General features: G+C 42.5%; 27 protein-coding genes and 1 pseudogene. 12 read left to right on the top strand and 16 right to left on the bottom strand.

The window, feature by feature from the left end; genetic code table 11:
• Window positions 1–129: 129 nt before the first annotated feature.
• Complete coding sequence (locus tag JOD17_RS18700) at window positions 130–1,560, top strand: spore germination protein (protein WP_338028831.1); 1,431 nt, start codon at window positions 130–132, stop codon at window positions 1,558–1,560.
• Between the two features lie 11 nt (window positions 1,561–1,571).
• Entirely contained in the window at window positions 1,572–2,690 is a 1,119-nt protein-coding gene (locus JOD17_RS18695; protein ID WP_204699503.1) for a Ger(x)C family spore germination protein, read from the top strand.
• Window positions 2,691–2,724: 34 nt separating this feature from the next.
• Here the strand turns inward: JOD17_RS18695 and JOD17_RS18690 are convergent, their stop codons facing one another.
• Genes JOD17_RS18690 through JOD17_RS18680 form a run of 3 tightly spaced genes read right to left on the bottom strand, consistent with a single transcriptional unit; the run spans window position 2,725 to window position 5,918 of the window.
• Window positions 2,725–3,576 (bottom strand): transglutaminase domain-containing protein, encoded by an 852-nt coding sequence (locus tag JOD17_RS18690; RefSeq protein WP_204699502.1) that lies wholly within the window; start codon window positions 3,574–3,576, stop codon window positions 2,725–2,727.
• Window positions 3,577–3,609: 33 nt separating this feature from the next.
• A complete protein-coding gene (locus JOD17_RS18685) occupies window positions 3,610–4,518 on the bottom strand; it encodes an alpha-E domain-containing protein (RefSeq protein ID WP_204699501.1) in 909 nt (302 codons plus the stop codon).
• On the bottom strand, window positions 4,518–5,918 hold the full coding sequence (locus JOD17_RS18680) for a circularly permuted type 2 ATP-grasp protein (protein WP_204699537.1): 1,401 nt from the start codon (window positions 5,916–5,918) through the stop codon (window positions 4,518–4,520). The genes JOD17_RS18685 and JOD17_RS18680 overlap by 1 nt, the downstream gene beginning before the upstream one ends.
• A gap of 197 nt (window positions 5,919–6,115) precedes the next feature.
• Here JOD17_RS18680 and JOD17_RS18675 point away from each other — a divergent pair, with 197 nt between their 5' ends.
• Window positions 6,116–6,424: a hypothetical protein gene (locus JOD17_RS18675; protein ID WP_204699500.1), complete on the top strand. Its 309-nt coding sequence runs from the start codon at window positions 6,116–6,118 to the stop codon at window positions 6,422–6,424.
• A gap of 54 nt (window positions 6,425–6,478) precedes the next feature.
• A complete protein-coding gene (locus tag JOD17_RS18670; RefSeq protein ID WP_193745312.1) occupies window positions 6,479–6,640 on the top strand; it encodes a hypothetical protein in 162 nt (53 codons plus the stop codon).
• Window positions 6,641–6,687: 47 nt separating this feature from the next.
• Here the strand turns inward: JOD17_RS18670 and JOD17_RS18665 are convergent, their stop codons facing one another.
• The 7 genes from JOD17_RS18665 to ureA are packed head-to-tail and all read right to left on the bottom strand — an operon-like array spanning window position 6,688 to window position 11,650.
• Window positions 6,688–7,491, bottom strand: coding sequence for an urease accessory protein UreD (locus tag JOD17_RS18665; RefSeq protein ID WP_204699499.1), 804 nt, complete (start codon window positions 7,489–7,491; stop codon window positions 6,688–6,690).
• On the bottom strand, window positions 7,472–8,101 hold the full coding sequence (gene ureG / locus JOD17_RS18660; protein WP_204699498.1) for an urease accessory protein UreG: 630 nt from the start codon (window positions 8,099–8,101) through the stop codon (window positions 7,472–7,474). The genes JOD17_RS18665 and ureG overlap by 20 nt, the downstream gene beginning before the upstream one ends.
• 13 nt (window positions 8,102–8,114) lie before the next feature.
• A complete protein-coding gene (locus JOD17_RS18655; RefSeq protein WP_204699497.1) occupies window positions 8,115–8,855 on the bottom strand; it encodes an urease accessory protein UreF in 741 nt (246 codons plus the stop codon).
• Window positions 8,797–9,240, bottom strand: coding sequence for an urease accessory protein UreE (locus JOD17_RS18650; RefSeq protein WP_204699496.1), 444 nt, complete (start codon window positions 9,238–9,240; stop codon window positions 8,797–8,799). The genes JOD17_RS18655 and JOD17_RS18650 overlap by 59 nt, the downstream gene beginning before the upstream one ends.
• Before the next feature lie 15 nt (window positions 9,241–9,255).
• Window positions 9,256–10,971, bottom strand: coding sequence for an urease subunit alpha (ureC, locus tag JOD17_RS18645; RefSeq protein ID WP_204699495.1), 1,716 nt, complete (start codon window positions 10,969–10,971; stop codon window positions 9,256–9,258).
• On the bottom strand, window positions 10,968–11,336 hold the full coding sequence (locus JOD17_RS18640) for an urease subunit beta (RefSeq protein ID WP_204699494.1): 369 nt from the start codon (window positions 11,334–11,336) through the stop codon (window positions 10,968–10,970). The genes ureC and JOD17_RS18640 overlap by 4 nt, the downstream gene beginning before the upstream one ends.
• Before the next feature lie 11 nt (window positions 11,337–11,347).
• The gene (gene ureA, locus JOD17_RS18635) at window positions 11,348–11,650 is read right to left on the bottom strand and encodes an urease subunit gamma (RefSeq protein ID WP_204699493.1); all 303 of its coding nucleotides are present in this window, start codon (window positions 11,648–11,650) and stop codon (window positions 11,348–11,350) included.
• A gap of 205 nt (window positions 11,651–11,855) precedes the next feature.
• Between ureA and JOD17_RS18630 the strand changes: the two genes are divergently transcribed.
• Window positions 11,856–13,019 carry a M20 metallopeptidase family protein gene (locus JOD17_RS18630; RefSeq protein ID WP_204699492.1) on the top strand — a complete coding sequence of 388 codons (1,164 nt, stop codon included), beginning with the start codon at window positions 11,856–11,858 and terminating at the stop codon, window positions 13,017–13,019.
• Here the strand turns inward: JOD17_RS18630 and JOD17_RS18625 are convergent.
• Window positions 13,001–14,122: an alanyl-tRNA editing protein gene (locus JOD17_RS18625; protein WP_204699491.1), complete on the bottom strand. Its 1,122-nt coding sequence runs from the start codon at window positions 14,120–14,122 to the stop codon at window positions 13,001–13,003. The two genes, JOD17_RS18630 and JOD17_RS18625, sit on opposite strands and share 19 nt — an antisense overlap.
• Before the next feature lie 38 nt (window positions 14,123–14,160).
• Here JOD17_RS18625 and tenA point away from each other — a divergent pair, with 38 nt between their 5' ends.
• Complete coding sequence (tenA, locus tag JOD17_RS18620; protein WP_204699490.1) at window positions 14,161–14,829, top strand: thiaminase II; 669 nt, start codon at window positions 14,161–14,163, stop codon at window positions 14,827–14,829.
• 46 nt (window positions 14,830–14,875) lie between these two features.
• Here the strand turns inward: tenA and JOD17_RS18615 are convergent, their stop codons facing one another.
• The 4 genes from JOD17_RS18615 to JOD17_RS18600 are packed head-to-tail and all read right to left on the bottom strand — an operon-like array spanning window position 14,876 to window position 20,196.
• Window positions 14,876–15,988, bottom strand: coding sequence for a mannitol-1-phosphate 5-dehydrogenase (locus tag JOD17_RS18615; protein ID WP_204699489.1), 1,113 nt, complete (start codon window positions 15,986–15,988; stop codon window positions 14,876–14,878).
• Entirely contained in the window at window positions 15,989–16,417 is a 429-nt protein-coding gene (locus JOD17_RS18610) for a PTS mannitol transporter subunit IIA (RefSeq protein WP_204699488.1), read from the bottom strand.
• Window positions 16,418–16,421: 4 nt separating this feature from the next.
• A complete protein-coding gene (locus JOD17_RS18605; RefSeq protein WP_204699487.1) occupies window positions 16,422–18,461 on the bottom strand; it encodes a BglG family transcription antiterminator in 2,040 nt (679 codons plus the stop codon).
• Between the two features lie 16 nt (window positions 18,462–18,477).
• On the bottom strand, window positions 18,478–20,196 hold the full coding sequence (locus JOD17_RS18600; RefSeq protein WP_338028828.1) for a PTS mannitol transporter subunit IIBC: 1,719 nt from the start codon (window positions 20,194–20,196) through the stop codon (window positions 18,478–18,480).
• 234 nt (window positions 20,197–20,430) lie between these two features.
• On the opposite strand from JOD17_RS18600, the gene JOD17_RS18595 reads away from it, so the two are divergent.
• From JOD17_RS18595 to JOD17_RS18585, 3 genes are read left to right on the top strand one after another with little or no spacing between them, the layout of a single operon-like run.
• Entirely contained in the window at window positions 20,431–20,811 is a 381-nt protein-coding gene (locus JOD17_RS18595; protein ID WP_081831660.1) for a GntR family transcriptional regulator, read from the top strand.
• The gene (locus JOD17_RS18590) at window positions 20,801–21,679 is read left to right on the top strand and encodes an ATP-binding cassette domain-containing protein (RefSeq protein ID WP_204699485.1); all 879 of its coding nucleotides are present in this window, start codon (window positions 20,801–20,803) and stop codon (window positions 21,677–21,679) included. The genes JOD17_RS18595 and JOD17_RS18590 overlap by 11 nt, the downstream gene beginning before the upstream one ends.
• Complete coding sequence (locus JOD17_RS18585) at window positions 21,669–22,331, top strand: hypothetical protein (protein WP_204699484.1); 663 nt, start codon at window positions 21,669–21,671, stop codon at window positions 22,329–22,331. The genes JOD17_RS18590 and JOD17_RS18585 overlap by 11 nt, the downstream gene beginning before the upstream one ends.
• A 41-nt stretch (window positions 22,332–22,372) precedes the next feature.
• On the opposite strand, the gene JOD17_RS18580 is transcribed toward JOD17_RS18585, so the two are convergent.
• The gene (locus tag JOD17_RS18580; RefSeq protein ID WP_204699483.1) at window positions 22,373–23,611 is read right to left on the bottom strand and encodes a M20 family metallo-hydrolase; all 1,239 of its coding nucleotides are present in this window, start codon (window positions 23,609–23,611) and stop codon (window positions 22,373–22,375) included.
• Between the two features lie 406 nt (window positions 23,612–24,017).
• On the opposite strand from JOD17_RS18580, the gene JOD17_RS18575 reads away from it, so the two are divergent.
• The 3 genes and pseudogenes from JOD17_RS18575 (at window position 24,018) to JOD17_RS18560 (ending at window position 26,674) form a co-directional block, all read left to right on the top strand.
• Window positions 24,018–25,286 carry an ArgE/DapE family deacylase gene (locus tag JOD17_RS18575; protein ID WP_204699482.1) on the top strand — a complete coding sequence of 423 codons (1,269 nt, stop codon included), beginning with the start codon at window positions 24,018–24,020 and terminating at the stop codon, window positions 25,284–25,286.
• Between the two features lie 19 nt (window positions 25,287–25,305).
• Window positions 25,306–26,435, top strand: a pseudogene (locus JOD17_RS21425) (sodium:solute symporter family protein).
• A gap of 8 nt (window positions 26,436–26,443) precedes the next feature.
• A complete protein-coding gene (locus tag JOD17_RS18560; protein WP_204699480.1) occupies window positions 26,444–26,674 on the top strand; it encodes a hypothetical protein in 231 nt (76 codons plus the stop codon).
• The last annotated feature ends 124 nt before the right edge of the window (window positions 26,675–26,798 follow it).

Here is a 26,798-nt window from a genome sequence, read left to right as displayed (position 1 = left end):
TGCCTTTTTCACATCGAACATTTATCGATCTCATGCACAACGTTTACTTCCCCTTTACGTTTTATTTTCTAAGCAGTGCATTGATTCTGCTCTCAATTCTCGTGACGATCAAAAAAAGAGGCGACACTCATCAGAAAAGCCAAAGACGTACCCGCACAAATTAATGCTGTATTTACATCGACAGATGACGTGATCATCTCCAAACACGAGCTGCCGGATGATGCAACGTATACACTCGTGTATTGTGAAGGGTTAATCGACAGTAATCTTCTTTATCAATCTCTTTTACCTAATTTGAGCCATGTTGTTGGGCAACCAAAGCGACAAAAGGGAGCCGTATTAGACCGTTACTTCGAGCCAGTCCCAATTTCTCTTCAAGAAAACTATATGGACACTGTCGAAAAGCACGTTTTTTTAGGGTCGGTCGTTGTGTATATTCATGAAAGTCACTTCCTTTATAGCATCTCAATTCCTAAGATCATGAATCGTAACGTCGAAGAATCAAACATGGAAGTATCCATTCGTGGTCCAAGAGATGGCTTTATCGAAAGTGCAACCGATAACGTCTCCTTAATCCGAAAACGACTCAAAACAAGCACATTAAAAGTTAAAACTTACTCTATTGGTCGCAGAAGTCACACTCAGGTGAAGTTGCTTTATATGGATGACGTCATTGAACCAAAACTTCTGACTGAAATAGACAAACGTTTAAAGAGCATTGACATCTCAATTGTTGCAAGTAGCTATCAAATTGAAGAATTGCTTTATGACAATACTTATTCACTCGTACCTTTAGTAGAGTACAGTGGTCGGCCTGACTTTGTCGTCGATGCGATAAACGAAGGAAGATTCGCAATTATCATTGACGGTAACCCCAGTGCTTTAATTGGTCCAACAAACTTTTCACTACTCATTCGTTCAGCAGAAGATACACAATCAAGTTTTTTCTATGTAAATGCAGAGCGACTCATTCGAATTACTGCGTTAATTACGAGTATCCTCTTACCAGGCTTTTGGTTAGCTGTTACGTCTTATCAAATTGATCAAATCCCTTTTCCATTAGTTGCTACCGTTTCCCAATCACGAGTAGGCCTCCCCTTATCTTTGCCGCTCGAGATTTTTCTCATGCTCCTCTTCTTTGAGTTGTTCAAAGAAGCTGGGATTCGCCTACCTAAACCCGTCGGTCAAACCGTTGCCGTACTCGGTGGTCTAATCGTCGGTGATGCTGCTATTCGAGCCGGCCTTACATCACCAGCAACACTCGTCGTTGGAGCAATTACACTCATTTCAACCTACACGCTTACCGATCAAAGTCTTGCTGGGAACATTCTAATTATCCGCTTTTTCATCGTCGGACTTGCCGCGCTCCTCGGTCTTTATGGCTTCTTTATCGGGGTATTTCTGTTACTCATTTATATCGCATCATTAACGAGCTTTGGCTTCCCATTTGTGAGACCTTTAAACCGCATGAAAAACATCAATGATAGTGTGTTTCGCCTGCCTGTGAAAAAGGATCGCACCCGAAGCGTGACCTATTATCCAACAGACCCGAAGAAATAAGGTGGATAACGATGAAAGGAATACAGATTCTACTTATAATGATTTTGGTAAGCCTGTTATCTGGATGTTGGGGAATCAAAGAAATTCAACACCAAACATACATTACAGCGATCGGAATCGATTATGAAGACGACCTCTATCAGTTATACTTCCAATCATTAAGTTATAGCTCTGTTGCAAAAGTCGAGGGCGGTGGCGCTGACACTACTGAGTCACGTATTATCGTCGGTTCAGCGAGCGGTAGTACAATTGAACAAGCGTTAGGTCGTATTGAGCAAGTTGCTCAACTACCCGTTAGTTACTCACACATTAATACGATTTACGTCTCTCCAACGATTTTAGAAGAACAACAATTGAAGATAGTTAAAGATTTTTTAGGGCGATGGCCTTTTCTGCGCTATGACACGTGGTTGTTTGCAACAGATTCACCTATTGACAAAGTAATGTTACACAACGATTTCTTTAGTCGTGCACCGGTGTACTCTTTTACTTATGACCCTGCAGAATTGTTACGTGAGAACTCTTTTATTCCTGTACTAAGTTATCAAACTCTCGTACAACGTTATGACGAACCCTTTGGCTCAATCTTAATTCCTTCATTAATCGTCAAAGATCAGACTTGGAAAGACAATGAAGCCAGTGAGCTAGTACTAAATGTTAATAGCGGTTACTTTATTGAACAACACGAATTAAAAGGACATCTCACGCTTAATGATTTGAAAGGGTTAGATTGGTTTGATGAGAATACTGAAAAACTTCACGTCACATTGCCCGAAGATCTTATATCTGCCCAGCTCATTCGTCCGCAATTGAATATAAACGTTTTGACAGAACATAATGAGCCTCGGTTTCGAGTTGAGATGAAAGTTAAAGCTGCATTATTGAGCAATGTGAACCAAATAAACGAAAGGGAGTTAAAAAATAAGCTTGAAGAACGTCTAGTATTAGACATTACAGAAACCTTCCTTCACGGTGTTGAGATGGACTTAGACATTTATCAACTAACTGAAAAAGCGTTCCGCTTCCACCCAGGAGCATGGACGTATGAACAATTGGAAAATCTTGATGAAAACTTTCTAGATCGTGTTGATATTGCAATTGAAATTGTTGATGAAGGAAATTACAAATAAAAAACAAAGCCATCAATCCTACGATGGCTCTGTTTTATGAATCAAGCAATGTTACAGAAACGCTGACATCAAGGTTCTGATTCCCTCCACGGTAGACACCTTGTACCGGACTTACATCCCCGTAATCTCGGCCGACCCCAACTCTTATATGATTCTCCAAGGCTTCAACGTTATTCGTCGGGTCTAGGCTAATCCACCCGATTCCTGGTGCCATAAATTCAACCCAAGCATGGCTCGCAGCATCACCGACTAACGCTGAGTCCTCTCCAACATACAAATAGCCACTCACATACCGGGCAGGAATTCCTTGTGCCCGCAAAACACCAATCATGGTGTGCGCAATATCTTGGCATACACCACTTTTTAATTCGATTGCTTCTCTTGCAGTTGTATTCACATTCGTAGAATTTGAATCATACGTAAAATGTGCATATAAATAGTTCATGAGTGATTTTGCAAATTGGACGGGATTCTGAATGTCACCAATTTCATTTTTCACGTTGGTCACTTGATGAGGTTCTAAATACGTATAGTTCGTCTGGCTTAAGAATGGTAAATATTGATCTCGAAACAATTGTGAACTAAAGATGTCTTGCATCGCTTTTGAATACGTTAGTTGGTCGACAAATGGGCTTCGTTGAATACTAACGACACTTGTTGTCTTCACTTCAAGATGGGTGTGAGGTTCAGCGATGTAGAAGCTCTCCACCGTATTTCCCCAAATATCCGTATAATGAGACGTTAATGAATGTGGTGTGATTTCAGTATGATATACGAGCAACCGTTGACACTCATCCGTTTTTGGCTCTAATCGAATGCTGTTCATACTTTGGTCAACAGGCGTCTCGTAGTCAAAACGATTGATATGAATAATCTCATATTTCACTACGCTACTCTCCCTTGCTGTCGATTTATACCCTTACACTTTTAACGGTGTATAGTAAGGTTGTATGTCATGAAATGCTTGATCTAAGTCAACGTCCTCAAACGACAGCTGCATCACTCTTTCGATGATGATATTGATTTCTTGTACGAGAAGCTGCGTGTATGACGAACCTCTTTCCCCTTCTAACTTTACGATGGCGTCAGTTGCCCGTTTTAAGCAGTATTGAATTGAACCGGGGAAATTCGGCTCCGCGATCATGAAGTGTAAAACATAACTCGGTTCAATTGAAGCGTTTCTAAGTTGCAAAAACGCCTCACTCCCATTAATCATTTGTAAAGCAAGTCGCATGAAATACCGCGATGAGTTAGAATCTTCTTCTACTTTTTCACTGATCGCTTGTAGCATACGCTGCGTATATTCAGCACGCTCCATCCATTTACCAATCTTCATGATTTGGTAAGGCATTCCTCGCATCGTCGTAGACTCAATGACACCTTGCGCAGAGAGTGACGTCATTTTTACCCGTTGCAATAAACGTTGCATCTGGTAATCACTGTAGTCATCAAACTTTGCAAACTCAACGTCTAAGAAGAACACATTAATGATTTGCCATAAATCGTCATTAATATGATCTCGGACGCTTCTGGCATTCTCCCTTGCAACTCGTACACAGTTCATCACAGAATTAGGATTTTCTTTTGCAAATAACAAATACGATAGAACCTGATGCAAAGTAATTGTTCCTTTAGCCTTCAACCGATCGGCTTCTTCTTTTGATGCAGCCACATTTACAGCCGTATACAACTCTTCTTGTACGAGCAAATCTTCTTCTTGGGATTCTAACACTTGTAGAACTTGAACAGACAATAAGCTTGCGGTCTTCTCCGAGCGCTCCAAATTCCTCGACATCCAATACAAAGCATCTGCTACACGAATCAACATTATACTCTTTCTCCCTTTTTAAGCACCCACGTATCTTTACCACCGCCACCTTGTGAGGAATTAACGACGAGAGAACCTTTCTTGAGAGCGACTCTAGACAACCCGCCTGGAATGACTCGGACTTTCTTTCCACTCATTGCATACACACGCAAATCAACATGACATGGATAAAATTGATTATCTTGAAATGCAGGTGCCCGAGATAGCTTGATTGTTGGTTGAGCAATGTACTGCTTTGGATTTTCAATGATCTTCTCCCGAAACAGATTCAATTTCTCACGAGTAGAATGAGGACCAATCAACATGTCATAGCCACCTGACGATCCGACATTTTTAATAACGAGTTGATCCAGTCGTTCTAACACCCACTTGCGCATAGAAGGTTTACGGAGTGAATACGTATCAACATTCTTCAAAATCGGTTCTTCGTTCAAATAGTAGCGGATAATGTCTGGAACAAAAGCGTAAAGCGCCTTGTCATCAGCCACACCATTTCCCATTGCATTTACAATCGCGACATTCCCAGCACTCGCTGCACGATATAGCCCTTTTACACCGAGTAAAGAGTCTGACCGGAACTGCTCTGGATCTAAGTAGTCATCATCAATTCGCCGATAAATCACATCGACTTGTCGCAGGCCATGAATCGTTCTCATGTACACAGATTCACCTTTAACAACGAGGTCACTACCTTCTACAAGCTGAATGCCCATTTGTTGGGCTAAGAAGACATGGTCATAGTAAGCTGAATTGAATACACCTGGGGTCAGCAGGACCGCAACGGCGCTTTTCTTCCGTGAACTATAATCCATCAACGTCTGTCTTAAAGGGTCTAATTGCTGCTCAATCTTATACAGCGTATGTTCCTTAAAGAATTCTGGATAAACGTGACGCATCACGAAGCGGTTTTGGTACATATAGGAAAGTCCTGATGGATTACGTAAATTATCTTCGAGAACTCGGTACTCTCCACGATCGTCACGAATGAGATCAATACCAGCTAAAAAGATATGATTCGTTAACGGAAAAGGAAACCCTTTTAAATGCTCAATGTAATACGGGTTTTCTTTAATCAAGTATTCAGGGATAATCCCTTCTTTTAGAATTCTTTCTTCACCATATATGTCTTCCAAAAATGCATTCAAACCTTTGATCCGTTGTTCGATACCCTGTTCAATCTCTACCCAATCTTCACTCGATATAATAATCGGAATAAAATCAAACGGCATCGTACGTTCAGTACTAAGGTTATCTTGGTAAAGAGTAAATGTGATCCCTTGGCGCAAAAACGAGGCTTGCGCTTGTTCGTGTTTTAACTTTAATTCTTCACGGTCAAAGGAACGAATGGTATCATGCAACGTTCGATAATGAGGTTTTACCTTACCTTCTGAAGTAAACATTTCATCGAAATACGTTTCTGTTTGATAAGGTTTTAATTGTTCCACCGTATATTGTTCACTCCTTTAGCGTACAAGTTACATTATGATTCCCTTTTTTTTGGATACTCAAAACAATGATTCCGACAGTTTCTTATTATTTGAAATATCTTATTGTTTAACCAAACTCTTTTTCGGGTAAAGTTTGGTGAATATCTCTGTTGAATGGGGTTGGATTGTGGATGGAAATTGCCTCTTCTCTTCTTATAGCTATTGCATATGGTACAATCCTCTGGTCAATCTATCAAATATTATTCAAAGACGATGATACTGTAACTGAAGGTCTAGTTGGCATGTATTATATGATTTTACCTATATTTGTCGGGCTTCCAGCATTTCTGTTAGTCAGTCAGTTCTTGCATACGGTTACATTTCCGTTAACGATTGCCATCGTTCTTTTACCGTTTCTTTCTATTCTTTCTACAATTATCATGATTTTATTCGTATACCGTCATCATTTCACACCATAAATGCATAATTCCCGTCCCTTTTTGACAATCTATACGTCAAGGAGGGGATGAATCATGGGTCACAAAAGCAACAAAAACCATAAGCACGATCACCAATTCCGTGAAACGAGCAACCATGGCGAACATCGCAACGGTCGCCTCAGTCAGTTTAAGAATTCAACCTCAGGTGAGGACGATCACTATAATCAATACGTCAGCAGTAAAGACAACGATTAACAATGGACAAGAGCCCTCACACGCATGATGAGGGCTCTTGTCCATTGTTAATGTAAAGAGGCGAACCTTTGAGCAAACTGCTCTAATTGTTTCTTTAAATGCCATTGATCATTTGAAAGCATGCGAATATGGATTCCACGGTCTTCTAAACGAGTGACACCTGCTTTGCAATTGTTTAACATCATAAGCTCATCATGAAGCTCCTGAACGTCAATCGAAGAGATTGCTTCAGAAAAGAACCAGATCGAACCGACATACCGATACTCTCCAAGCACGCCAAAGCGCTGAACCGCTTCTTTCTCCGGTTGAAACCGAAAGGCATCAAGGGCGAGTAAACGTCCTTCTAGGTAAACCTCCATACGTTGTTCAAGTTCATAATAATGAAAGTTCTCCCCTCGATGTTCTCGACCCGGCGCAATAAGATCTGCCCAAATTAACGAGGAATTCGAACGTAAATGTACGACGGTTTTCGTTTGAAACCTCGATTGTTCAAATGGAATCACTGCTTCAGGAAGATAAGTGACCGATGCCTCTTCACCTACGGCAATATGAAGTTCTTGTACACAAGGCTGTTCATTGTGTGAAGGGTAGATCTTGGTGGCAGACTGGGGAATTAGTGTCACATTCGCCTTCGCTTTTGCATTTATGCGAAACGTATTGCGATCACCAGCAACCATTCCCCCAGATGATTCCATTAAGTACACATAAGCATGTCCAGGGTTCTCCTCATCAAGACGTAATACGCGACTGACTTTTAATGGCGGTTGCTGGAACGCATGGATCATCTTTGTTTTGTCTCGATGATAAGCAAATGAAGCTTCTAATACACCGTCATGCTTTGGTCTTTGCATATTCCATCCCTTCAAACAACAAATCCTTTTGGATCCACTCAATAATCTCCTCGACACCTGTCCCGCTTTTCACATCAGCGAATACATACGGGCGCCCATCTCTCGCTAATTTGGTATCGCTCTTCATGACTTGTAAATCTACCCCTACGTGAGGTGCAAGTGTCGTTTTATTCACGACTAAAAGATCTGACCTTGTCACCCCAGGACCGCCCTTACGAGGAATATCACCACCTTGCGCGACATCGATCACATAAATGAAAGCATCAACAAGTTCTGGACTAAACGTGGCGGATAAATTGTCTCCACCACTCTCTAAAAACAGAATCTCCAAATCTTCAAAGCGATCACAAAGCGTATCAATCGCTTCAAAATTCATGGACGCATCTTCTCGAATAGCTGTATGAGGACACCCTCCCGTTTCTACACCTAATATTCGATCCTTCGGCAATACCCCGTTTTGCGTGAGAAACTGGGCATCTTCTGTCGTATAAATATCATTCGTAATGACGGCGACCGAATACTTTTCATGCATCTGACGTGTTAATTGTTCAATCATCGCAGTCTTTCCTGACCCTACTGGACCAGCTACACCAACTCTAACCTTTGCCATCGTTGTCTCCTCCTTATGAAATAAATAATCTAGATCGTAAAAACTGATGGTTCATCGATGAAATATCAATGAGTAGTGCATTGTTGGCAATGTCCTCAATCGTCTGACCTTGGATCGTTTTTGTAAGCTCAGAAATTAGCGGAAACATCGCATGGACCGTTCGAACACCCGCTTGCTGTCCAAGAGGAATCGCTCTCACTGCATTTGTAATGAGACTATTCATCGATGAATATAGAAACGTAGACACAGCAACATCAACAGAGACCCCTAAAAGGCTCGTATACATTCCAAACACGACCGGGTAATGACCGTCAATTTGCTTTTGCTTTAATCGCTCTCTAAACGTTACGAATTGGGCGTCTTCAAGCAATGGGGTGACCGTTTTAATGAATTGTCTTCCCATCATTGCAGATCCTTTTCGAGCTTCTTCTGTTATTTTGAAAGCATGACAGCGATGATCAAGCTCTATGAGTTGTTCTAACTCACTCTGAGAAGCTCGTTGATAGGCTTCTTGCACGAACAATGCGTCCCCAGTTGCAACGCTGTTCGTTAAATAACTCGACAAATACTCCACAAGCTCATGTTCATTCGTAATTGCTTCGTCTTGTATGAACGTCTCCATTCCAAAAGAGTGTGTATACCCACCAATTGGAAAGGCAGAATCAAGGATATGGAGCAATTGCAACATTTGCCCATTAGTGGTGGTGGCTTCTGTATTTGAATGGGGCGTTAAATCGTTGTGATTCTCGCTCATACTGCACCCCAATCTCATTAAATAATCGTTCAAGCGTAGCATCGTACCGAACCGTTATCCGATCTTCTTCGACCAAGCATGGTGTATGGCGATTGCCTAATTCAAATGAAGCTTTGCCCATTTCTTGCATCGATTTAGGATAAACGACAAACACAGGCTCCATTTTCGTACGTAGAACAATTTGCACGTCATGATCTTCATACAAAACATCCCCGACATGTAAATGCTGTGCATCCTCAAGCTTAATTGCAATCTCTCTTCCTTGATCTGTCGTTCTGCGCATTCTTCGTTTGTTTAACTCTTCCCATTCAACTTCAAGCCATTCTTTCGTTTCTTTTTCTGGGTGTCCGTTCTGAATATTTCCAAGTACTTCAGTAATAATCATGTCGATCCTCCACTATCAAAATAAAAAGTATCGTTGTGCTAGTCCGACTTTTTCAACCGGTTCACACGTCATAAGCTCACCATTCACTCGTACCTCATACGTTTCAGGGTTAATCGTAATCTCAGGCGTTGCGTCGTTTAACTTCATCGATTTCTTCGAAATACTGCGGCAACCTTTCACAGCTACAACACGCTTTTTCAGTTGTAGGCGTTCAGGCACCCCAAGGTCAACAGCACTTTTTGACATAAACGTAATACTCGTTTGCTCTTTCGCTTTCCCATAGTTCCCAAACATCGGTCTCATATAGACCGGTTGAGGTGTCGGGATGGACGCATTTGGATCACCCATTTGGGCGTACGCAATCATTCCGCCTTTTATAATTTGTTCTGGTTTTACGCCGAAGAACGCTGGTTCCCAGAGCACCAAATCAGCTAACTTACCTACTTCTACAGAACCTACCTCCTGACTAATTCCATGTGTAATTGCAGGATTAATCGTATACTTGGCAATATAACGCTTTACTCTCGTATTATCATTGCCACTACCTTCGTCTTCAACGAGGGAACCACGTTGAAGCTTCATTTTATCTGCGGTTTGCCACGTTCGGATTAATACTTCACCAACTCTACCCATCGCTTGAGAATCTGACGAAATAATGCTTAAAATGCCTAAATCATGAAAGATATCTTCTGCTGCAATTGTTTCTGGGCGAATGCGAGAATCCGCGAATGCAACATCTTCAGGAACATTCCCATCCAGATGATGACATACCATTAACATATCGAGATGCTCGTCGATTGTATTTACGGTGAATGGTCGAGTCGGATTTGTAGATGATGGCAAGACGTGGTCAAGACCGGCTATTTTCATAATGTCAGGAGCATGTCCTCCGCCTGCACCTTCTGTATGGTACGTATGAATAACACGACCATCAATTGCTGCTATTGTGTCCTCGACAAATCCAGCTTCGTTGAGCGTATCCGTATGAATAGCAACTTGGATATCCATTTCGTCAGCGACTGTAAGGCAATGGTCAATTGTGGCTGGCGTTGTTCCCCAGTCTTCGTGTAACTTCAAACCAATGACGCCAGCATCAATCTGTTCTTCTAACGGTGCGTGACCAGAAGCATTGCCTTTCCCTAAAAACCCTAAATTCATTGGAAAGTCTTCTGCAGCCCGTAACATTTGATGAATGTTCCATTCCCCTGGAGTAACTGTTGTGGCATTTGTTCCCGTTGCAGGTCCTGTACCTCCACCAATCATCGTTGTTGTTCCTGATGCAATGGCCGCTTCAATTTGTTGAGGACTTATAAAGTGAATGTGTGCATCAATCGCTCCTGCTGTGACGATTTTACCTTCAGCGGCGATGACTTCTGTAGCGGCACCAACAACCATATTGTCCGTCACACCATCCATAACGTCAGGGTTGCCTGCCTTGCCGATTCCGACAATTCGTCCATCTTTTATACCGATATCTGCTTTTACGATGCCACTATAATCAATAATTAGAGCGTTCGTAAAAACTAGATCCAATACGCCATCTTCTCTCGTTCTCGTACTATTCTGTCCCATCCCATCGCGAATGACCTTGCCGCCACCAAACTTAATTTCATCACCGTAATGTGTATAATCATGCTCAACCTCAACCCAAAGGTCCGTATCCGCAAGGCGCAGCTGATCACCGGTTGTTGGTCCAAACATACTACTATAGGCTTTACGAGACATCTTCATGAATGATCACCTTCCGCAATGAACTGACGCTCTTTTGCACGCCTCACGAATTCTGTTACATCGCTACTTCCCGCCGTTAAATCGTTGAACCCATGAACAACTCCCGATCCGCCAAACATGACGAGATCTACCTCCTGTTCTTCACCTGGTTCAAATCGCACAGCGGTCCCTGAAGCAATATTAAGACGCATGCCAAACACCAATTCTCGATCAAATGTAAGCATCCGATTCACTTCCGAAAAATGATAGTGGGAACCTACTTGAATCGGACGATCACCCTCGTTTCTTACTCGAATCGTTACTGTCTTACGATTTACATTGCATTCAATGTCTTCCTGACGAAGACGATATTCACCTGGTATCATCGACATTCTCCTTATTGAATGGGCTCGTGGACTGTGACGAGTTTCACACCGTCTGGGAATGTTGCCTCGACTTGTACGTTTTCAATCATTTCTGAAATTCCTTCCATTACATCTTCAGCCGTTAAGACATGTTTCCCTTCTGACATTAACTGTGCAACGGTTTTCCCATCTCTTGCTCCTTCGAGGATAAAGTTGCTAATCAATGCAATTGACTCTGGGTAATTCAGTTTTACTCCTCGCTCCTTACGCTTTAATGCCAGCTCACCTGCTACAAATAACAGCAGTTTATCTTGGTCGACTGGAGACAATTTCACTTCGATCACCCTTTATGTAAAATAAAAGCATTCTAATTTGTTGATTTCTTCATCGTATCTTTCTGACGAAACTTTCTCAATATTTTTGTAAGATAATCTTACAATAGCAAACGAATGATAGATTGAGCAATAAATAGTAAGTTTTCAGTTATCTCGTTTCTATTTGTGATAGTATTCTAACTAAGTATTGAAAGGGAGGAAGAACATGACAACATTACAAGACGTATTTCCGAAGATCGTTGAGTGGAGAAGACATTTACATATGCACCCTGAACTCTCCTTTGAAGAGGTTGCGACACCTGAATACATCGCAGAAAAACTTGAAGCACTAGGTCTCGAAGTTACGACACACGTTGGTGGCCGCGGCGTTGTAGCTAAGTTACAAGGTAAACATAATGGACCAACGATCGCGTTTCGTGCCGATTTCGACGCTTTACCGATTGAGGAAGAAAACGATACAGAGTATGTTTCTAAAAACCCCGGCGTAATGCACGCTTGTGGTCACGATGGACACACCGCTGCGTTACTAGGCGCAGCAACCATTCTTACAGAGTCCAAAGATCAATTGAGCGGCACGATCGTCTTTATCTTTCAACATGCAGAAGAACTTCCACCTGGTGGTGCAAAAGAGATGATTGCTGATGGATGCTTAGACGATGTAGACTACATCTTTGGTGCTCACGTACAATCTGGTCTTGAACTTGGGAAGGTCAATGTTCGTCAAGGACCATCAATGGCTGCTGTTGATCGTTTTAAGATTCGGATTCAAGGTAAAGGTGGGCACGGGGCTATGCCGCATACGACTGTTGATTCAATCGTTGCGGGATCGAAGCTCGTACTTGATTTACAACAAATTGTAGCAAGAAGAGTCGATCCAATGGATAACGCCGTTGTAACCGTTGGTGTATTCGAAGCAGGCAAGGCATTTAATGTTATCGCGGACTCGTCAACGATTCAGGGAACGGTGCGCACGTTTAAGCCTGAAACGAGAAAACAGATCGAAGAAGACATTCGTGGAATTGCACGAGGGCTTGAAGCAAGCAACCATGTCACGTGCGACATTGACTATTTAAATGGATACCCTGCTCTTGTAAATCACGCAGAAGAAACCGCACTTGTCGGTTCCCTCATCCAAGAAACCTTTGGAGAAGACGCGTGGATTCAAGGTGAACCAGTCCTTGGTGGTGAAGATTTTGCGTATTATTTAGAAGAGAAGCCAGGTTGTTTCTTTCACGTCGGCAGTCAAACCGAAGAAGAATGGACATCATTCCCTCACCATCATCCACGATTTGACTTCGACGAACGTGCACTGTTAAACATCGGTGAATTATTCTTAAAGATTGCTCATCACTATTTAGTCGCTAAGTAATCTGATGTAAACTGTTCAACCGTTGTTTTATAGGGGGCCCCGCCTTGAGCAAGCTGCTTTTGGCCCCCTCCTTTTCCGCCAATCATAGCTAAAAAATCTTTTAAACATTCGTTCATATCTAGGTCTACGTGGTTTCCTCTTGCGAAAACACACTGTACCTTTTCGTGGGGTATGACAGTAAACAAGCGTACCGTAAGTGTAGGTTGCTCTTGAGTTGCTAGCTTCGCAAGAAGTTGTAAGTCTTTAATTGACCTATTTTCATATACCCGTTCAATAACCGAATGCGTCCCATCCACCCACTTGCCAACTTCATAGTGATGCAGTTGATCGTGTGCTTGCTCAAGCTGATTAGACCGGACCTCATTTACTCGGCGTAACTCTGTGAATTGTTCTTCCATTTTATTATTTTCTATATTCCAACGTTGGACGGCCCTTAGACCGCATACGAAGTGCAATCGTACGCTTTTTCGAACCTTTTCGGTTTTTAGTAGCTTGATGATGCCCACTTCACTTGTTGTAAGAGGATGTGTTCCTCCACATCCGTTATAGTCATACTCAGAAACGATGACAAGTCGAATCTGTTCGTTTACCGTTGGCGCTTTACGTAATGGATAATGGTGCAATTGATCGTTTGTTACAAAGCGGGTTTCAACGTTTCGATTTTCAAAAACGATAGAGTTCACAACGCGTTCGACATGGACCACCTCTTCGTTTTGAAGCGAAGGAATATCAAGATCGATCGTGACCGTTTCTTTTCCTAAGTGGAATCCGATCGTTTTATAGCCATACACATCGTCAAACGTTGCACTGAGAAGATGTTGCCCTAGATGTTGCTGCATGTGATCAAACCGTCGGCGCCAATCGATGACACCGGTCACTGTAGCACGTTCTATCGGCTCCTTGATGTAATGACGAATCTCCCCATCAACCTCTTGAGTGTCATACACTTTGACGCCAGCCAAATGCCCGGTATCACCAGGCTGTCCGCCTCCTTCTGGATAAAATGCGGTTTGATCCAGTACAATGTAGTCACTCGCCGTTTTAATCACATTCGCTTCAAATTCTTTCAAATAAGCGTCATCATAATAAAGTTTGTGTGTCATCATAATCCCCTTTTCAACTAATTATTGGAGGTTTTTCAATGAGCTTTTCAAAGCGTATTCGACAGACTGCTGATTCAATTTGGCAAGCAAGCCATCAACATCCATTCGTTCAAGGCATTGGCGATGGCTCTCTAGATCTTGAATCGTTTAAGTATTACATGAAGCAAGATTATGTCTACTTGATTGATTATAGTAAAGTGATGGCCAAAGCCGTCGTGCTCTCACCAGACTTAAAAACAATGACTTCTTTCTCTCACGCTTTGCATGAAACGTTAGCCATAGAAATGGACTTGCATAGAGCTTACGCCAAAAGGCTTGGAATTAGCGAAGAAGAATTAGAAAGCACAACACCAGGTCCAATTACGATCGCTTATAGCGGTGCAATGCTCGCTGAAGCAGAAAAAGGATCACTTGCTGAATTAATCGTTGCCATTTTACCATGCGCTTGGAGTTATTACGAGATTGGCACAGCGCTCGCCAAAATCCCAGGTAGTACAGAGCACGAGTTTTACGGGGAATGGGTTCAGATGTATAGTTCAGAGCAATTTGGCGAAATTGCTACACACCTTATAAACCTTCTCGATGAACTTGCACAATACAAGTCTGAGAAAGAACTGGACAAACTTGAACAAATTTTCTTGAACACGAGTCGATATGAATATCTATTTTGGGATATGTCTTACAAACAAGAAGGTTGGCCAATTTAACTAAAAAGACTCCCACCAAAGCAATCTTTGGTGGGAGCCTTACCATTTACAATGAGAGTTTTTGTTTTACTAATTGAGCTAATGGCTCATCTTCAGACAGAGCACTTACGTTCAAAAATGCCTCATAAGCGCCATGCTCTTCAATTAACGCTCGTAATTGTTCGCTTTCAGGATCATCGTCTGCATAGAACTCAAGCGCGTTCACAATCGCTTGTACGAGATGCTCTGGATTCCCTTTACGAGCAAAAGCTTTCGCAGGCTTTACGAGTCGATCATTTGGGCCAAGTTTGCGAATCGGTCCACGTCCAACACGAGCAACTGTATCTTGCAAATACGGGTTTTTGTAACGTTCTACAATCCGCTCAGCATATTGTCTATGCTCGTCTTCATCGAACCCATAATCTTCAACGAGTACGGTTGACGTTTCACGAAGCGCACCGCGGACATGTTCTTCAATATCGTGATCGAGCATCGCATCAACAATTCTCATTTTCCCTTGCTTCATTCCAGCGTATGCTGCTGCTGCATGACCTGTATTTACCGTAAAGAGCTTGCGCTCTAAATAAGGATCAAGTTCGTCAACGAGCTTCGCTTCCCCGAGGGACATATCGCCTACCAACATCGGCGCTTCTACAACCCACTCGAAAAACGGCTCAACAGTAACTGCTAGAACATCCTCCGAAGGAACACTCGGTACGATTCGGTCGACCGCAGCATCTGCAAAGCCAATCCAATCTGGAACTTCCGTTGCATGTTCAAGTACATAAGACTTCAACGTGCTCGTAGCACGAATTGCATTTTCACACGCAATAATATTTAACGGAGTCGCTGTGATTCGCTTCTCAATACCCTTTGCAATGACTGGAGCGATGCGTGGTAAAATGTTCGGTCCAACCGCAGTTGTGACGAGATCTGCATTCGTTATCGCAGCAATCACTTCATCTTCTTCCGTCAGGCTATTCAAACCGTCAACATCATCAACCTGAAAACTTGATTGCTCTTCTGATGCAATGGTTACGGTATACCCTCTTCTAGACTTAAGAGCGTTAATAACCTCTTCATTCACATCTACGAACGTAACCGAATAGCCTGCTTGTTGCAAAAGCGCACCGATAAACCCTCGGCCAATATTTCCTGCTCCAAAGTGCACGGCATTCATTTACTCATTTACCTCCGAGAAGAAGTTTAGAACATCTTCTGCAGACTTTGACTGTAGAAGTGCATGGACGTTTTCTTCTTCAGAACAAGCAATCGCGATCTTAGATAAGATCTCTAAGTGCTCGCCGTCTTTCCCAGCAATTCCGATAACAACTTGTACATCATTTCCATCCCACTGAACTTTTTCGTCAAGGAGTAGAATGCTAAGTCCAGACTCAATTACTTCATCTCTTGCATCTTCTGTTCCATGGGGAATCGCAAGCAAGTTGCCCATATACGTAGATGTCAACGCCTCACGAGCATGCATCTTCTCAAGGTAGTCTTGTTTCACATACCCTTCTTGTACAAGCACTTCTCCTGCACGGTCAATGGCTTCATCTCTTGATACAACCTCTACGTTTAGTTGGATATTCTCAGCTTTTAAAATCATAAATTTAATCTCCTTCACGAATAAAATTAATGAGATATTGCTTTGCTTTTTCTTCTAATAAAGCAAGTAGCTCGTCTCGTTTTCCTTCACTAAAGACCTTTACATCTTGCTCTGAACCAATAAATAACGTACTCACGTAACTTAAAAAGGACAAATGATGAGGCGTGATTTCTTTTGGAGCAGCATAAACTACAATTCGTTTCACCCACTCATGACCCTCAATCATCGACGGTAGTGAGATCGCTTCCTCTAAATCAATGACGTTGAAAAAGGGATCGCGTACCGCATCATTACGTCCGTGATACAATGCAATATCCGTATTCGGAATCGCAAGCCCACCCACCCGTTCACGCTCTTTAAGCATCGTCACAATCGCATCAACGTGATCGACAAAACCAAGCCGATGCATCTCTTCTACACTCGCTTCGATTCCTTGCCACATGTCACGATGGGAGAAAAACCGAATCGATTCGAGTAACCGTTCCATCATCGCGCTTAAAGAGGAAATTTGCTGAAATGCGACCTTCACGCCGACGGATTGATCTTGAGTTTTCATTGGGTTCTTTGTCGGCAAGCCACGAATGTACTGACGGATTTCTTTCACTTCCAGTTCCGTTAATACCGGACTCACATGAAACACTCGATCCATATCATCAATATTCACCGTTGAGATAATCACATCGTAATTTGCTTTTTCCTTACTCAGCTCTAACAATGAAGCATTTTTAATTGTTGAGATCTCAGGAATTTCTTGCTCAATTCGACTCGCTAACATTTTTGCGGAACCGATGCCACTCGGGCAAATAACTAGAGCAGACACGTGGTGGCTACGCTTTCTCCTCTCAAGAACCGAACCAAAATGCAAACACAAATAACCAATCTCTTCATCTGGTAACTGCAATGGCTCAAAAGCAACTTGTGCTTGTCCACGCACAATGTTGAACAACGTTTCATAATCATTTTGTAATCGTTGAAGCAATGGATTTGAAATGTGCATTCCTTGACGAATTCGATAGAGCGCAGGTTTTAAGTGGGCGAGTAAGTCCTGAACGAGAGTCGGACCATAAATCGAAGTATTTAGCTCTTTCTCCACACCATAAATAAGTGCTTTAATTCGACCGATTAACTCCGCATTCTGCTCCTCAAATGGCAGACTTTGACTACCACTAATTCGAGCTCCTCGCAAGTGCATGACAAGGTACCCTACTTCTTCGTCGGGAATGCGAATGTTCATTTGTTTCTCTAAAGCCCGGGCAAGCATCGAAGCCACTTCAAACTCGTCCATTTTGCGCAATGCTTCTAACTGATCGGTATCCATCATTATGATTTCTCCAAGTTCTAACCGCTTCACAGCAAGCGCCGTATGAACAACAAGAGCAATTAACGATTGATCGGCCATATACGGAAACAACGCAGGCTTCTCTGTTTGGATGACATGGGAGACTTCTTTGACCCGTTCGACATCAACGATATGAAGTAATCGTTCGGCAATTTGATTGTGAACGTTCTCTTCATAAAGCACCTCATACAATTCACTTTCATTAAAGTGAATCGAAATAATACCACTAAGTGCTCGTCGTTTACGTTCCTCAGCACCTTGAATCTCAATGCCGTATCCCCTTTTCCTAACCACTTGAAGACCATACGTTTCGAGCCATTGTGACGCCTTATCTAAGTCTGAGCTGATTGTAGCAGCTGTCACACGCAACTCTGATGCGAGTGTAAAAAGCTTTACTGGCTCACGCTCTTGTAAGAGCCGAACAAGTAGGACCTGCTGCCGCTCATCACTCGTGTAATCACGATGGACATCCGTTTTTACATACTGAGATAATACGTGAGTGTCGCCTCGAAGTTGGACGGTTTGGTCAGGTAAACGTTCAAGATTGACATTAATCTTTGCGAGCTCTTTTTCTATCCCTTTTAAGTCTCTTTGAATCGTACGTAAACTAACAGAAGTAGCCTCAGCAAGTGAGGCTTGAGTCAACGGTGAAGACGCTGCTAAAAGCAGTGTCACTACCTGTCTTTCTCTTGCGGTAAGTTGCATTTGGCTACCTCCTTTATTAGTTTTTCAGACGTTCAACGAGTTCCGTGTATCTCGGACTATTTAAGAAGTTGTCAACCGAGATATGCTCAGCATTTGGCTGTTGCTCTTTTGCTCTTGTCGTTAAGTCTTTATGCGTAATCACAAGATCCGCATCACTTGGAATGTTGCTAATGGATGTGTTTGACACGTGAATCTCTGTTAATCCTGCTTTTTTGAACTTATCTTTTAGGATTGAGGCACCCATTGCACTTGAACCCATACCAGCGTCACACGCAAAAATGACTTTGTTAATTTCTTTGTCATCCACCGCGTCACTCTCTTGAACAACCTCGTATTCGTTGCCTTGTAGCTTATCTATAATCTCTTTATAGCGAGGGCTGTTCATGAAATTATCGACGGATACGTGAATCGCATTCGGATGCTGTTCCTTCGCTCGTGTCGTCAAATCTTTATGCGTAATGACAAGATCTGCGTGTTCAGGAATGTTACTAATGGATGTGTTGCTCACATCTACACCTTCAATTCCTGCTTTTTTAACGCGGTCTTTCATGATGGATGCGCCCATCGCACTTGAGCCCATGCCTGCATCACAAGCAAAAATGATCGTAGAAACTTGGCTGAATTGATTTGCCTCTGGCTCTGCTTGTGTTGCTTCATTATTTTTGCCAGATTTCATTGCCGCTACTTTCGCTTGAGCCTCTTCAATGTTTTCCACTTCACCTTTACGATCAAACTTCAAGATTGGCGCTGCAATTGCGAACGTAACAGCAGCTGCAACGAGAACAGATATGATTGCACCAAGGTGACTTCCGCTAGCCGCAAACGCCAAGATCATAATAATACTTCCTGGTGCTGGCACACTTGTTAACCCAACATCAAATAACTGCACCATAAACACACCACTCATACCACCTGCAATGACCGCAACAATAAGAAGTGGTTTCATGAGGACGTATGGGAAGTAAATTTCGTGAATACCACCGAAGAAGTGAATGACACCCGCACCGTAAGAAGAGGCTTTCGCTGCACCTTTTCCAAAAATCATAAAGGCTAGCAAAATACCAATACCTGGTCCAGGGTTTGCCTCAAGCATGAATAGCATCGACTGTCCATACTCATACACTTGGCTAGTCGCAAGTGGACTAATAATTCCATGGTTAATCGCATTATTTAAGAAAAGAATCTTAGCCGGCTCGATAAAGAGAGAAACAAGTGGTAATGCACCGATTGAAATCATCGCATCAACACCCGCACCGAGCGCCACTGTGAACCCTTGTACAACAGGACCTACCGCAAGCGAACCAATGATCGCGAGTAATGCACCGATAATACCGGCGGAGAAGTTATTAATCAACATCTCAAAGCCTGGGCGCACTTTACCGTCCATAACTTGGTCAAACTTCTTAATCACATAACCCCCGAGAGGTCCCATGATCATTGCTCCGATAAACATCGGTATATCTGCCGCTACAATAACACCCATTGCGGCTGTTGCACCAACTACACCACCTCGGAAATCGTGGATCATTCGCCCACCAGCAAACGCAATAAGTAACGGTAGTAAGTAGAACACCATTGGATCTACGAAAGCTTCTAACATGCCAATTTCAGTCGGTACGGCAATTGCGGTTAAGATACCCCAAGCAATAAATGCCCCGATGTTCGGCATAATCATACTACTTAAATGACTACCAAACCGTTGAATACGTGCACGAATACTTTTTTTCTCAGACACGTACGGTCCCCCCTTTGCTATGTTGTTCATTTTATTAATTCAAGTGTAGCGTGCCCTAACGCGTGCAACAATAAAAGGAAAATGCAATCTTGTCGCAGAGTTGGCGACAAGATTGCATTTGTTGAAAGCGCATACATTAAATTTATATTGACAAAATCACACGCTCAGTCATATAGTTAGTTACATAACCAACTAACCAATTAACTAAGTCGTTTACGAAGGCGGTGATGTCGATTGCGACCGACACTAGATGATACTCGACCGATCTACTTGCAAATTAGAGAAATGATTGAAGATGAGATTATTGAAGGAAGACTACTCGAAGAAACACAAGCACCTTCTACGAACCAGCTCGTCGCTTTTTATAAAATCAACCCAGCCACGATTTTAAAAGGAATCAACCAGCTCGTAGATGCTGGAATTCTGTATAAGAAACGAGGAGTCGGGATGTTTGTTGCTTCAGGTTCCAAACAACAATTACTTGAGAAAAGAAAAGAACATTTCTTACGAGAATACGTTGAACCGATGCACAAAGAAGCAGAACGTCTAAGCATTTCTGAAGATGAATTGCACTCATTGATATTCAAAAGAGGAGGACATCCAAATGAAGATTAACTTTAATCAAGTCTCGTTTACACGTAAACAAAAAACGATTCTGCATAATATTTCATTTCAACTTGAAGGTCCCAAAATCGTTGGGCTTCTAGGTCGGAATGGCGCTGGTAAAACAACCTTATTATCCATTCTCACTGCTTTTCAACAAGCTTCAAACGGGACAGTAACGCTTAATAACGAGACTACGTTTGAAAATGAACACGCAGTGGAGCAAATGATCTTCGTTCGTGACCATAACTTCGAATATGAAACGGAAAAAGTAGGCGATTATATTGAAACCTATGCGAAGTTCCGTCCTAATTTCGATCACGGCTATGCCCATCAACTATTAAAACGGTTTCGGGTTTCTAAAGACTTAGAAGTGGCCAAATTATCCAAAGGAATGGCCTCTGCAATGCAAGTGGTCATCGGTTTAGCCAGTCGAGCTCCTGTGACCATTTTTGATGAAGCCTATTTAGGGATGGACGCTCCAGCAAGGGAGTTGTTCTACAAAGAAGTGCTAAACGACTTTATGGAACATCCTAGGCTGATCATTCTATCCACTCACCTTATTTCTGAAATGGAGACGTTATTTGAAGAAGTAATCATCATTAAAAACGGAAGACTTTTCACTCACGAAGATAAAGAAGCATTCCAACAGCGTGGATACCGCATTACCGGAGACGAACAAAGCGTAAATGAGTTTTCGAAAGACAAAACGATTGTCGCCACCCAACAGCTCGGACCGACGAAGTCCGTCATGATTTACGGTTCATTTACTGACGATGATCAACGTCGCTTAGCTGAGCTGAATTTAGAACGCTCATTCGTTTCCCTTCAAGATCTTTTTATTCACTTAACGGAGGAGGAGAATGAAGATGACGAGTAAACAATCTCTCGCCATTCGTACTCAAACAAAAGAGTATTCATCATGGTCATTATGGTATATTAGCATCTATTTACTCATCTATATTGGGATTAATGTCGTAACGTACTTTACTCAAGGCGAAATTACGTGGACGTTTATTGAAGGGTCCTTTTCATCAACCACTGTATTCATGCTCATTGTCGGACTACTATCAATGGGAGGCTTTTTGAACCACTACCTTTCCACAGGACTTACACGTCGGATTTACTTTCGAAGCGTACTCTTTTCAGGAATCCTCGTTACGGTCGTGATTGTGATCTTTACAATCTTACTCTCGTTCTTGATACACGGAGTGCTGTTAGCAACCGGATGGGATCAACTGTATTCAGATAGAATTATGGAAAATCAAAGCATGTTTCCTTCAATCGTTGAGTCTTTATCTTATTCGGCGAGTATTCTACTGTTCTTCCTAATCGGATGGTCGATTAGCTTCGGATTTTACAAACATTGGGTTCAGGGTGCACTGTATATCGCATTAGGTGTTGCAATCACTATGATTACGAGTCATCCGCTTTTCGAATCAATCTTACCGATTTACTTCACCCTCTTCTTTATTGGGTTTTACGTATTCCTACTCCATCGTGGTACGAGAACACTCGATGTAAGTCCATAACGATTGAAACGCCGGGATTTTTTGTCCCGGCGTTTTTTCTATTAGTTAGCATCAAGTTGCATCACTGTATGAAGTAAGACTTCTACTCCATTGTGTAAATCATGATCATGGCTTAATTCATCTTCCCGGTGGCTAACGCCTTGAACGCTCGGAATGAAGATCATTCCCGTTTTCCCGAAATACGGCATGTATTTCGAATCATGTCCTGCCCCGCTATATAGTTTCATTCTCGTTAAACCGAGATTATCCGTCGATTTTTCAATCGCTCCCAACACATCTTCATCAAATAAAACGGCTGGACTCGCCCACAACTCATTGACTGTAACCGATGTTCCATCAAGCGCTGCTTGTTGTTTGAGAGCATGGCGCATCTCATCAAGTGCAGTCATTCGCAACGTGTCATCTTCATGACGAACATCAAGCACCCACTCCACGTTGCCAGGTACGACATTCGCCACATTTGGGTGCACGTGTAGCTTCCCGACCGTCGTTTTTAAACCGCTATAAGAATTTGTTATTTCATACAATGTTGAGATCATACGCGCCGAACTCGCTAGGGCATCTTTTCGGTCTTCCATCGCAGTTGGTCCTGCGTGATTTTTTTCACCGATGACGTTTACGTCTAACCAATCCATCCCTTGAATTCCACCAACAACACCAATCTGTTTACTGTTTCGTTCAAGCATTGGACCTTGTTCAATGTGTAATTCTAAGTAGTATTCTGCTTCTTTGAGACGGTACTCTTCTTTCCCAACATAACCGATCTCTTGAAGAGCTTGCTCAAATGTTATACCCTTTTCGTCTTGAATCTCATAAACAAATGACTTATTAAAATGCTCAGTAATGGCACCACTCCCGAGCATCGGTTGCGGAAACCGTGCTCCTTCTTCATTTGTGAAATTTACAATTACGATTGGACGCTCCGTTTGAATGTGATCGTCATTCAATGATTCAACGACTTCTAATCCAGCTAATACACCAAGAACCCCATCAAATCGTCCCCCATATGGCTGTGTATCTAAATGTGAGCCGATCACAATCGGTTTTAAATGAGGGTTTTTCCCTTCTCTTCGACCGTACATATTCCCAAAGTCATCAACCGTAGTCGTTAACCCCGCTTGCTCAAACCACACCTTCAGTTGGTCACGAATTTCTTTGTCAGCCTGAGATAACGCTAAACGGTGTAACCCATTATTGTCAGTTCTCCCGACTTCTGAACTTCGTTTCACATAACGATTAAACCGTTCATGATTGATCCTTTTGCTTAGTTTGTTAGGCATACATAACCCCTCCTAAGCTTCTACAATGCAATGATTATGCCAATCGGGTCAAAATCACGCAGATGAAGGTCTTCCATGCAAGATTCAGTCACAGATCCTACTTGCTTCGCAATATTAACACGACAATTCCGATGACGAGAGTCGGAGCAACAGTTCCTCAATTTTTGCACGTAGCACGAAATCTGCTTAAACAACTAAGATAATTGAGTCAAAACTGAATCAAATGCGCGTCTCCCAGAAGATGTTGAGTCATATTTGAATAAAATAGCGTTTTATCTTTCATAGTTGAATCAAATTGTACAAATAAACAAAGAATTCACCCTAAAAAAGTGATATTCTAAATGTTTTCGTTGGCATCCTTCTTGCAATAACAGAATACAAACCAAATGATGCAGGAGGATTACTCATGACAAATCAATCAATCGAACGCGTAAATCAAGCCATTGAAGAACTATGGGACGAGCAACTTCTATTCCTAAAATCACTGACCTCTTTTAAGAGCACACTCGGAAACGAGGCAGAAGTGCAACACTTCATTCGCCATCAACTTGATGATATGAAACTTGAAACAAATTCCTTTGACCCAGATCCAGAACGCCTTAGCAAATATGAGAACTACGGTCCTCCAGAATGGGATTACACCAATCGCCCAGTCGTTGTTGGAGAGTGGAAAAATGACGGCAAAAAAACAGGAAAGAGTTTAATTTTGCAAGGACACATTGATGTTGTTAGCGCTGAACCTGAGCATCTATGGACACACGCTCCTTATCAACCTGCCATTGTAGAAAATCGACTCTATGGTCGTGGCGCAGTCGACATGAAAGGCGGCGTGTCCGCCATGATTTACGCATTAAAAGCGATTCAAAAATCAGGCATTCAACTTGGGGCTGACGTTCAAATTCAAACGGTCATTGAAGAAGAATGTACCGGAAATGGTGCACTCGCCTTGCTTGATGCAGGTTACGTTGCTGACGGTGCGTTGATTCCAGAACCTACAAACTTACAAGCCATGAAAACTCAACTCGGCGTCATGTGGGTACGCGTGAATGTTCGTGGCCAAGGCGCTCACGTTGAGCGTGCAGAACGTGCTCAAAACGCCATAAATAAAGCGAGCAAGCTCATCGCTGCACTTGATGATTATCGTGAGCACATTAATCAACGACCAAAACACAAACACTTTGAAAACCATGCACACCCTCTAAATGTGAACGTTGGCGTCATTCATGGCGGTGACTGGGCATCGAGCGTACCGACCGAATGTTATTTTGAAGCACGAATTGGATTTTACCCGGACCAAAAGCCTGAAGAGATTCAAGCTGAAGTAAAACAATGGATTCTAGATGCTGCAGCAAAAGACGAGTGGCTGAAAGAACGACCGCCTGTTGTTTCCTTCTTTGGCTTCAGCGCTCCAGGTCGTGAAGAAGAAGGTGACACAGAACTATACAACGTCTTAGAAAAGGCACATACTGCGACGACTGGAACGGAGTTACAACGACTGGCGTTTACTGCTACGACAGACGTTCGTGCATTTGAGGAATTTGGCATTCCATCAACGTGTTACGGTCCGACTGGCGAAAACATGCACGGGCTTGATGAGTACATTGATTTGGATAGCTTAAAAACGGCAACGAAAACCATCGGTGCCTTTATCTTAGATTGGTGCCAAGAAAAATAAACGATAACGGGGTATTAAAATGTACATCACTGAGTCGACACAACCAATCTTGATTGCACTACTCGTCATTTATGCGCTCGTCATTCTACTCTATTCGTATTACTTCTATAGGAAGACAAAGACCTATGAATCGTATAACATGGGCGGAAGAGCCATGCCGTTAATTCCAATGGTACTAACAATCATTGGTGCAGCTGTTGGAGGGTCAACGGTGCTCGGATTTATGACCGATGCGTATCAATTTGGTCTTGGTCAAGTTTGGCTCGTCGTTTCTTTAGCGCTAGCACTTTCCATCTTCACACTCTTTTTCGCAAAGCGTATTCGGGTACTTGGTGACAAGCACAAGCTTTTCTCGGTTGGGGACTACGCTGTACTTCGTTACGGTAGCGCCGCAAGATACCCAGCATTCATTGGCAATATCGCTGCTTTAGGAGCACTTACAGGTTTACAATTCGTTGCACTTGCAACCGTATTAAATTTAATATTCGGACTTGATATGACCGCTGGGATCTAACAGCGGTTATTTGGACGGACGCCATTCAAGGAACGATCCAAACGCTAGGTATTTTAACGATGTTCATATTTGTCTACTATTTGACAGGTGGTTGGGACAACGTCGTGAGTAACGTGGAAACAAATGCGACCATATCGAATGATTTTTTGCTGATGTTCAATATGCCTCTCGCTGAGTTTTTAATGCCATTTATGACGATTGGAGCTGCTATGCTCGTCAGACAAGATACCTGGCAACGAGTATGGGCCGCTCGTAACCTATCAACAACATTAAAAGCAAATTGGATTGCTGTTATCCTTATGTTCGTCACAGGATTAATGATTATCGTCATTGGAGTAATGGCTCGTGCTGGTCTCGGTATTGAAACAGATCGTCCTGATTTGATTTATTATGATGTGATCTTTGGGGCATTACCGTTTTGGCTATCGGCATTGATGTTCATCACGTTAGTTGCCATCATTATGTCTTGTGCAGACTCCTTCTTTATAGCAGGGTCAACGATTATGGTCAGTGACATTATTAAACCTGTGTTTAAAATAACAGACGATAAAAAGTTACTGTATGTAAGCCGACTTATGGTTATTGCAATGGCAATCTTCTCTCTTTGCCTTGCTTTATTATTCCAAGACTTGTAGAGCTTTGGATGACGGGATCTGCCATTCTCGTCGCTGGTCTGTTTGCGCCAATACTCATTGGTATGTTTTGGACCCGGCCAGATAAAGTAGCAGGACTTGCCTCAATGTGGACAGGTCTTATACTTACTGTCTCTTGGCAGTTACTTGGGCATCCATTCGGGATTCATCCTGTATTTATAGGCTTACCATTGTCATTGTTCGTGTTACTCATCCTTAGCTTTCGAAAGAAGGCAATCTAGTAAAAACGCAACGGACTTTCCGTTGCGTTTTTCAGATTGTCGAGAAAGCCTTGGTTCTGTGAACCAAGGCTTTCTCTTATGGTCTTTGAATTGGTTCCAATGACGATTTTTTTGGTGAAAAGTA

Source organism: Geomicrobium sediminis (assembly GCF_016908595.1).
In the GTDB taxonomy this organism is placed as follows: domain Bacteria; phylum Bacillota; class Bacilli; order Bacillales; family Marinococcaceae; genus Geomicrobium_A; species Geomicrobium_A sediminis.
This window is presented reverse-complemented; position numbering and strand designations above follow the sequence as displayed.

What these genes read in the sequence shown, in the direction of transcription:
- JOD17_RS18695 (WP_204699503.1), top strand. Translation starts at nt 1,572, where the DNA reads ATGAAAGGAATACAGATTCTACTTATAATGATTTTGGTAAGCCTGTTA.
- JOD17_RS18685 (WP_204699501.1), bottom strand. Translation starts at nt 4,518, where the DNA reads ATGTTGATTCGTGTAGCAGATGCTTTGTATTGGATGTCGAGGAATTTG.
- JOD17_RS18680 (WP_204699537.1), bottom strand. Translation starts at nt 5,918, where the DNA reads ATGTTTACTTCAGAAGGTAAGGTAAAACCTCATTATCGAACGTTGCAT.
- JOD17_RS18670 (WP_193745312.1), top strand. Translation starts at nt 6,479, where the DNA reads ATGGGTCACAAAAGCAACAAAAACCATAAGCACGATCACCAATTCCGT.
- JOD17_RS18665 (WP_204699499.1), bottom strand. Translation starts at nt 7,491, where the DNA reads ATGCAAAGACCAAAGCATGACGGTGTATTAGAAGCTTCATTTGCTTAT.
- ureG (WP_204699498.1), bottom strand. Translation starts at nt 8,101, where the DNA reads ATGGCAAAGGTTAGAGTTGGTGTAGCTGGTCCAGTAGGGTCAGGAAAG.
- JOD17_RS18655 (WP_204699497.1), bottom strand. Translation starts at nt 8,855, where the DNA reads ATGAGCGAGAATCACAACGATTTAACGCCCCATTCAAATACAGAAGCC.
- JOD17_RS18650 (WP_204699496.1), bottom strand. Translation starts at nt 9,240, where the DNA reads ATGATTATTACTGAAGTACTTGGAAATATTCAGAACGGACACCCAGAA.
- ureC (WP_204699495.1), bottom strand. Translation starts at nt 10,971, where the DNA reads ATGAAGATGTCTCGTAAAGCCTATAGTAGTATGTTTGGACCAACAACC.
- JOD17_RS18640 (WP_204699494.1), bottom strand. Translation starts at nt 11,336, where the DNA reads ATGATACCAGGTGAATATCGTCTTCGTCAGGAAGACATTGAATGCAAT.
- JOD17_RS18630 (WP_204699492.1), top strand. Translation starts at nt 11,856, where the DNA reads ATGACAACATTACAAGACGTATTTCCGAAGATCGTTGAGTGGAGAAGA.
- JOD17_RS18625 (WP_204699491.1), bottom strand. Translation starts at nt 14,122, where the DNA reads ATGACACACAAACTTTATTATGATGACGCTTATTTGAAAGAATTTGAA.
- tenA (WP_204699490.1), top strand. Translation starts at nt 14,161, where the DNA reads ATGAGCTTTTCAAAGCGTATTCGACAGACTGCTGATTCAATTTGGCAA.
- JOD17_RS18615 (WP_204699489.1), bottom strand. Translation starts at nt 15,988, where the DNA reads ATGAATGCCGTGCACTTTGGAGCAGGAAATATTGGCCGAGGGTTTATC.
- JOD17_RS18610 (WP_204699488.1), bottom strand. Translation starts at nt 16,417, where the DNA reads ATGATTTTAAAAGCTGAGAATATCCAACTAAACGTAGAGGTTGTATCA.
- JOD17_RS18605 (WP_204699487.1), bottom strand. Translation starts at nt 18,461, where the DNA reads ATGCAACTTACCGCAAGAGAAAGACAGGTAGTGACACTGCTTTTAGCA.
- JOD17_RS18590 (WP_204699485.1), top strand. Translation starts at nt 20,801, where the DNA reads ATGAAGATTAACTTTAATCAAGTCTCGTTTACACGTAAACAAAAAACG.
- JOD17_RS18585 (WP_204699484.1), top strand. Translation starts at nt 21,669, where the DNA reads ATGACGAGTAAACAATCTCTCGCCATTCGTACTCAAACAAAAGAGTAT.
- JOD17_RS18580 (WP_204699483.1), bottom strand. Translation starts at nt 23,611, where the DNA reads ATGCCTAACAAACTAAGCAAAAGGATCAATCATGAACGGTTTAATCGT.
- JOD17_RS18575 (WP_204699482.1), top strand. Translation starts at nt 24,018, where the DNA reads ATGACAAATCAATCAATCGAACGCGTAAATCAAGCCATTGAAGAACTA.
- JOD17_RS18560 (WP_204699480.1), top strand. Translation starts at nt 26,444, where the DNA reads ATGACGGGATCTGCCATTCTCGTCGCTGGTCTGTTTGCGCCAATACTC.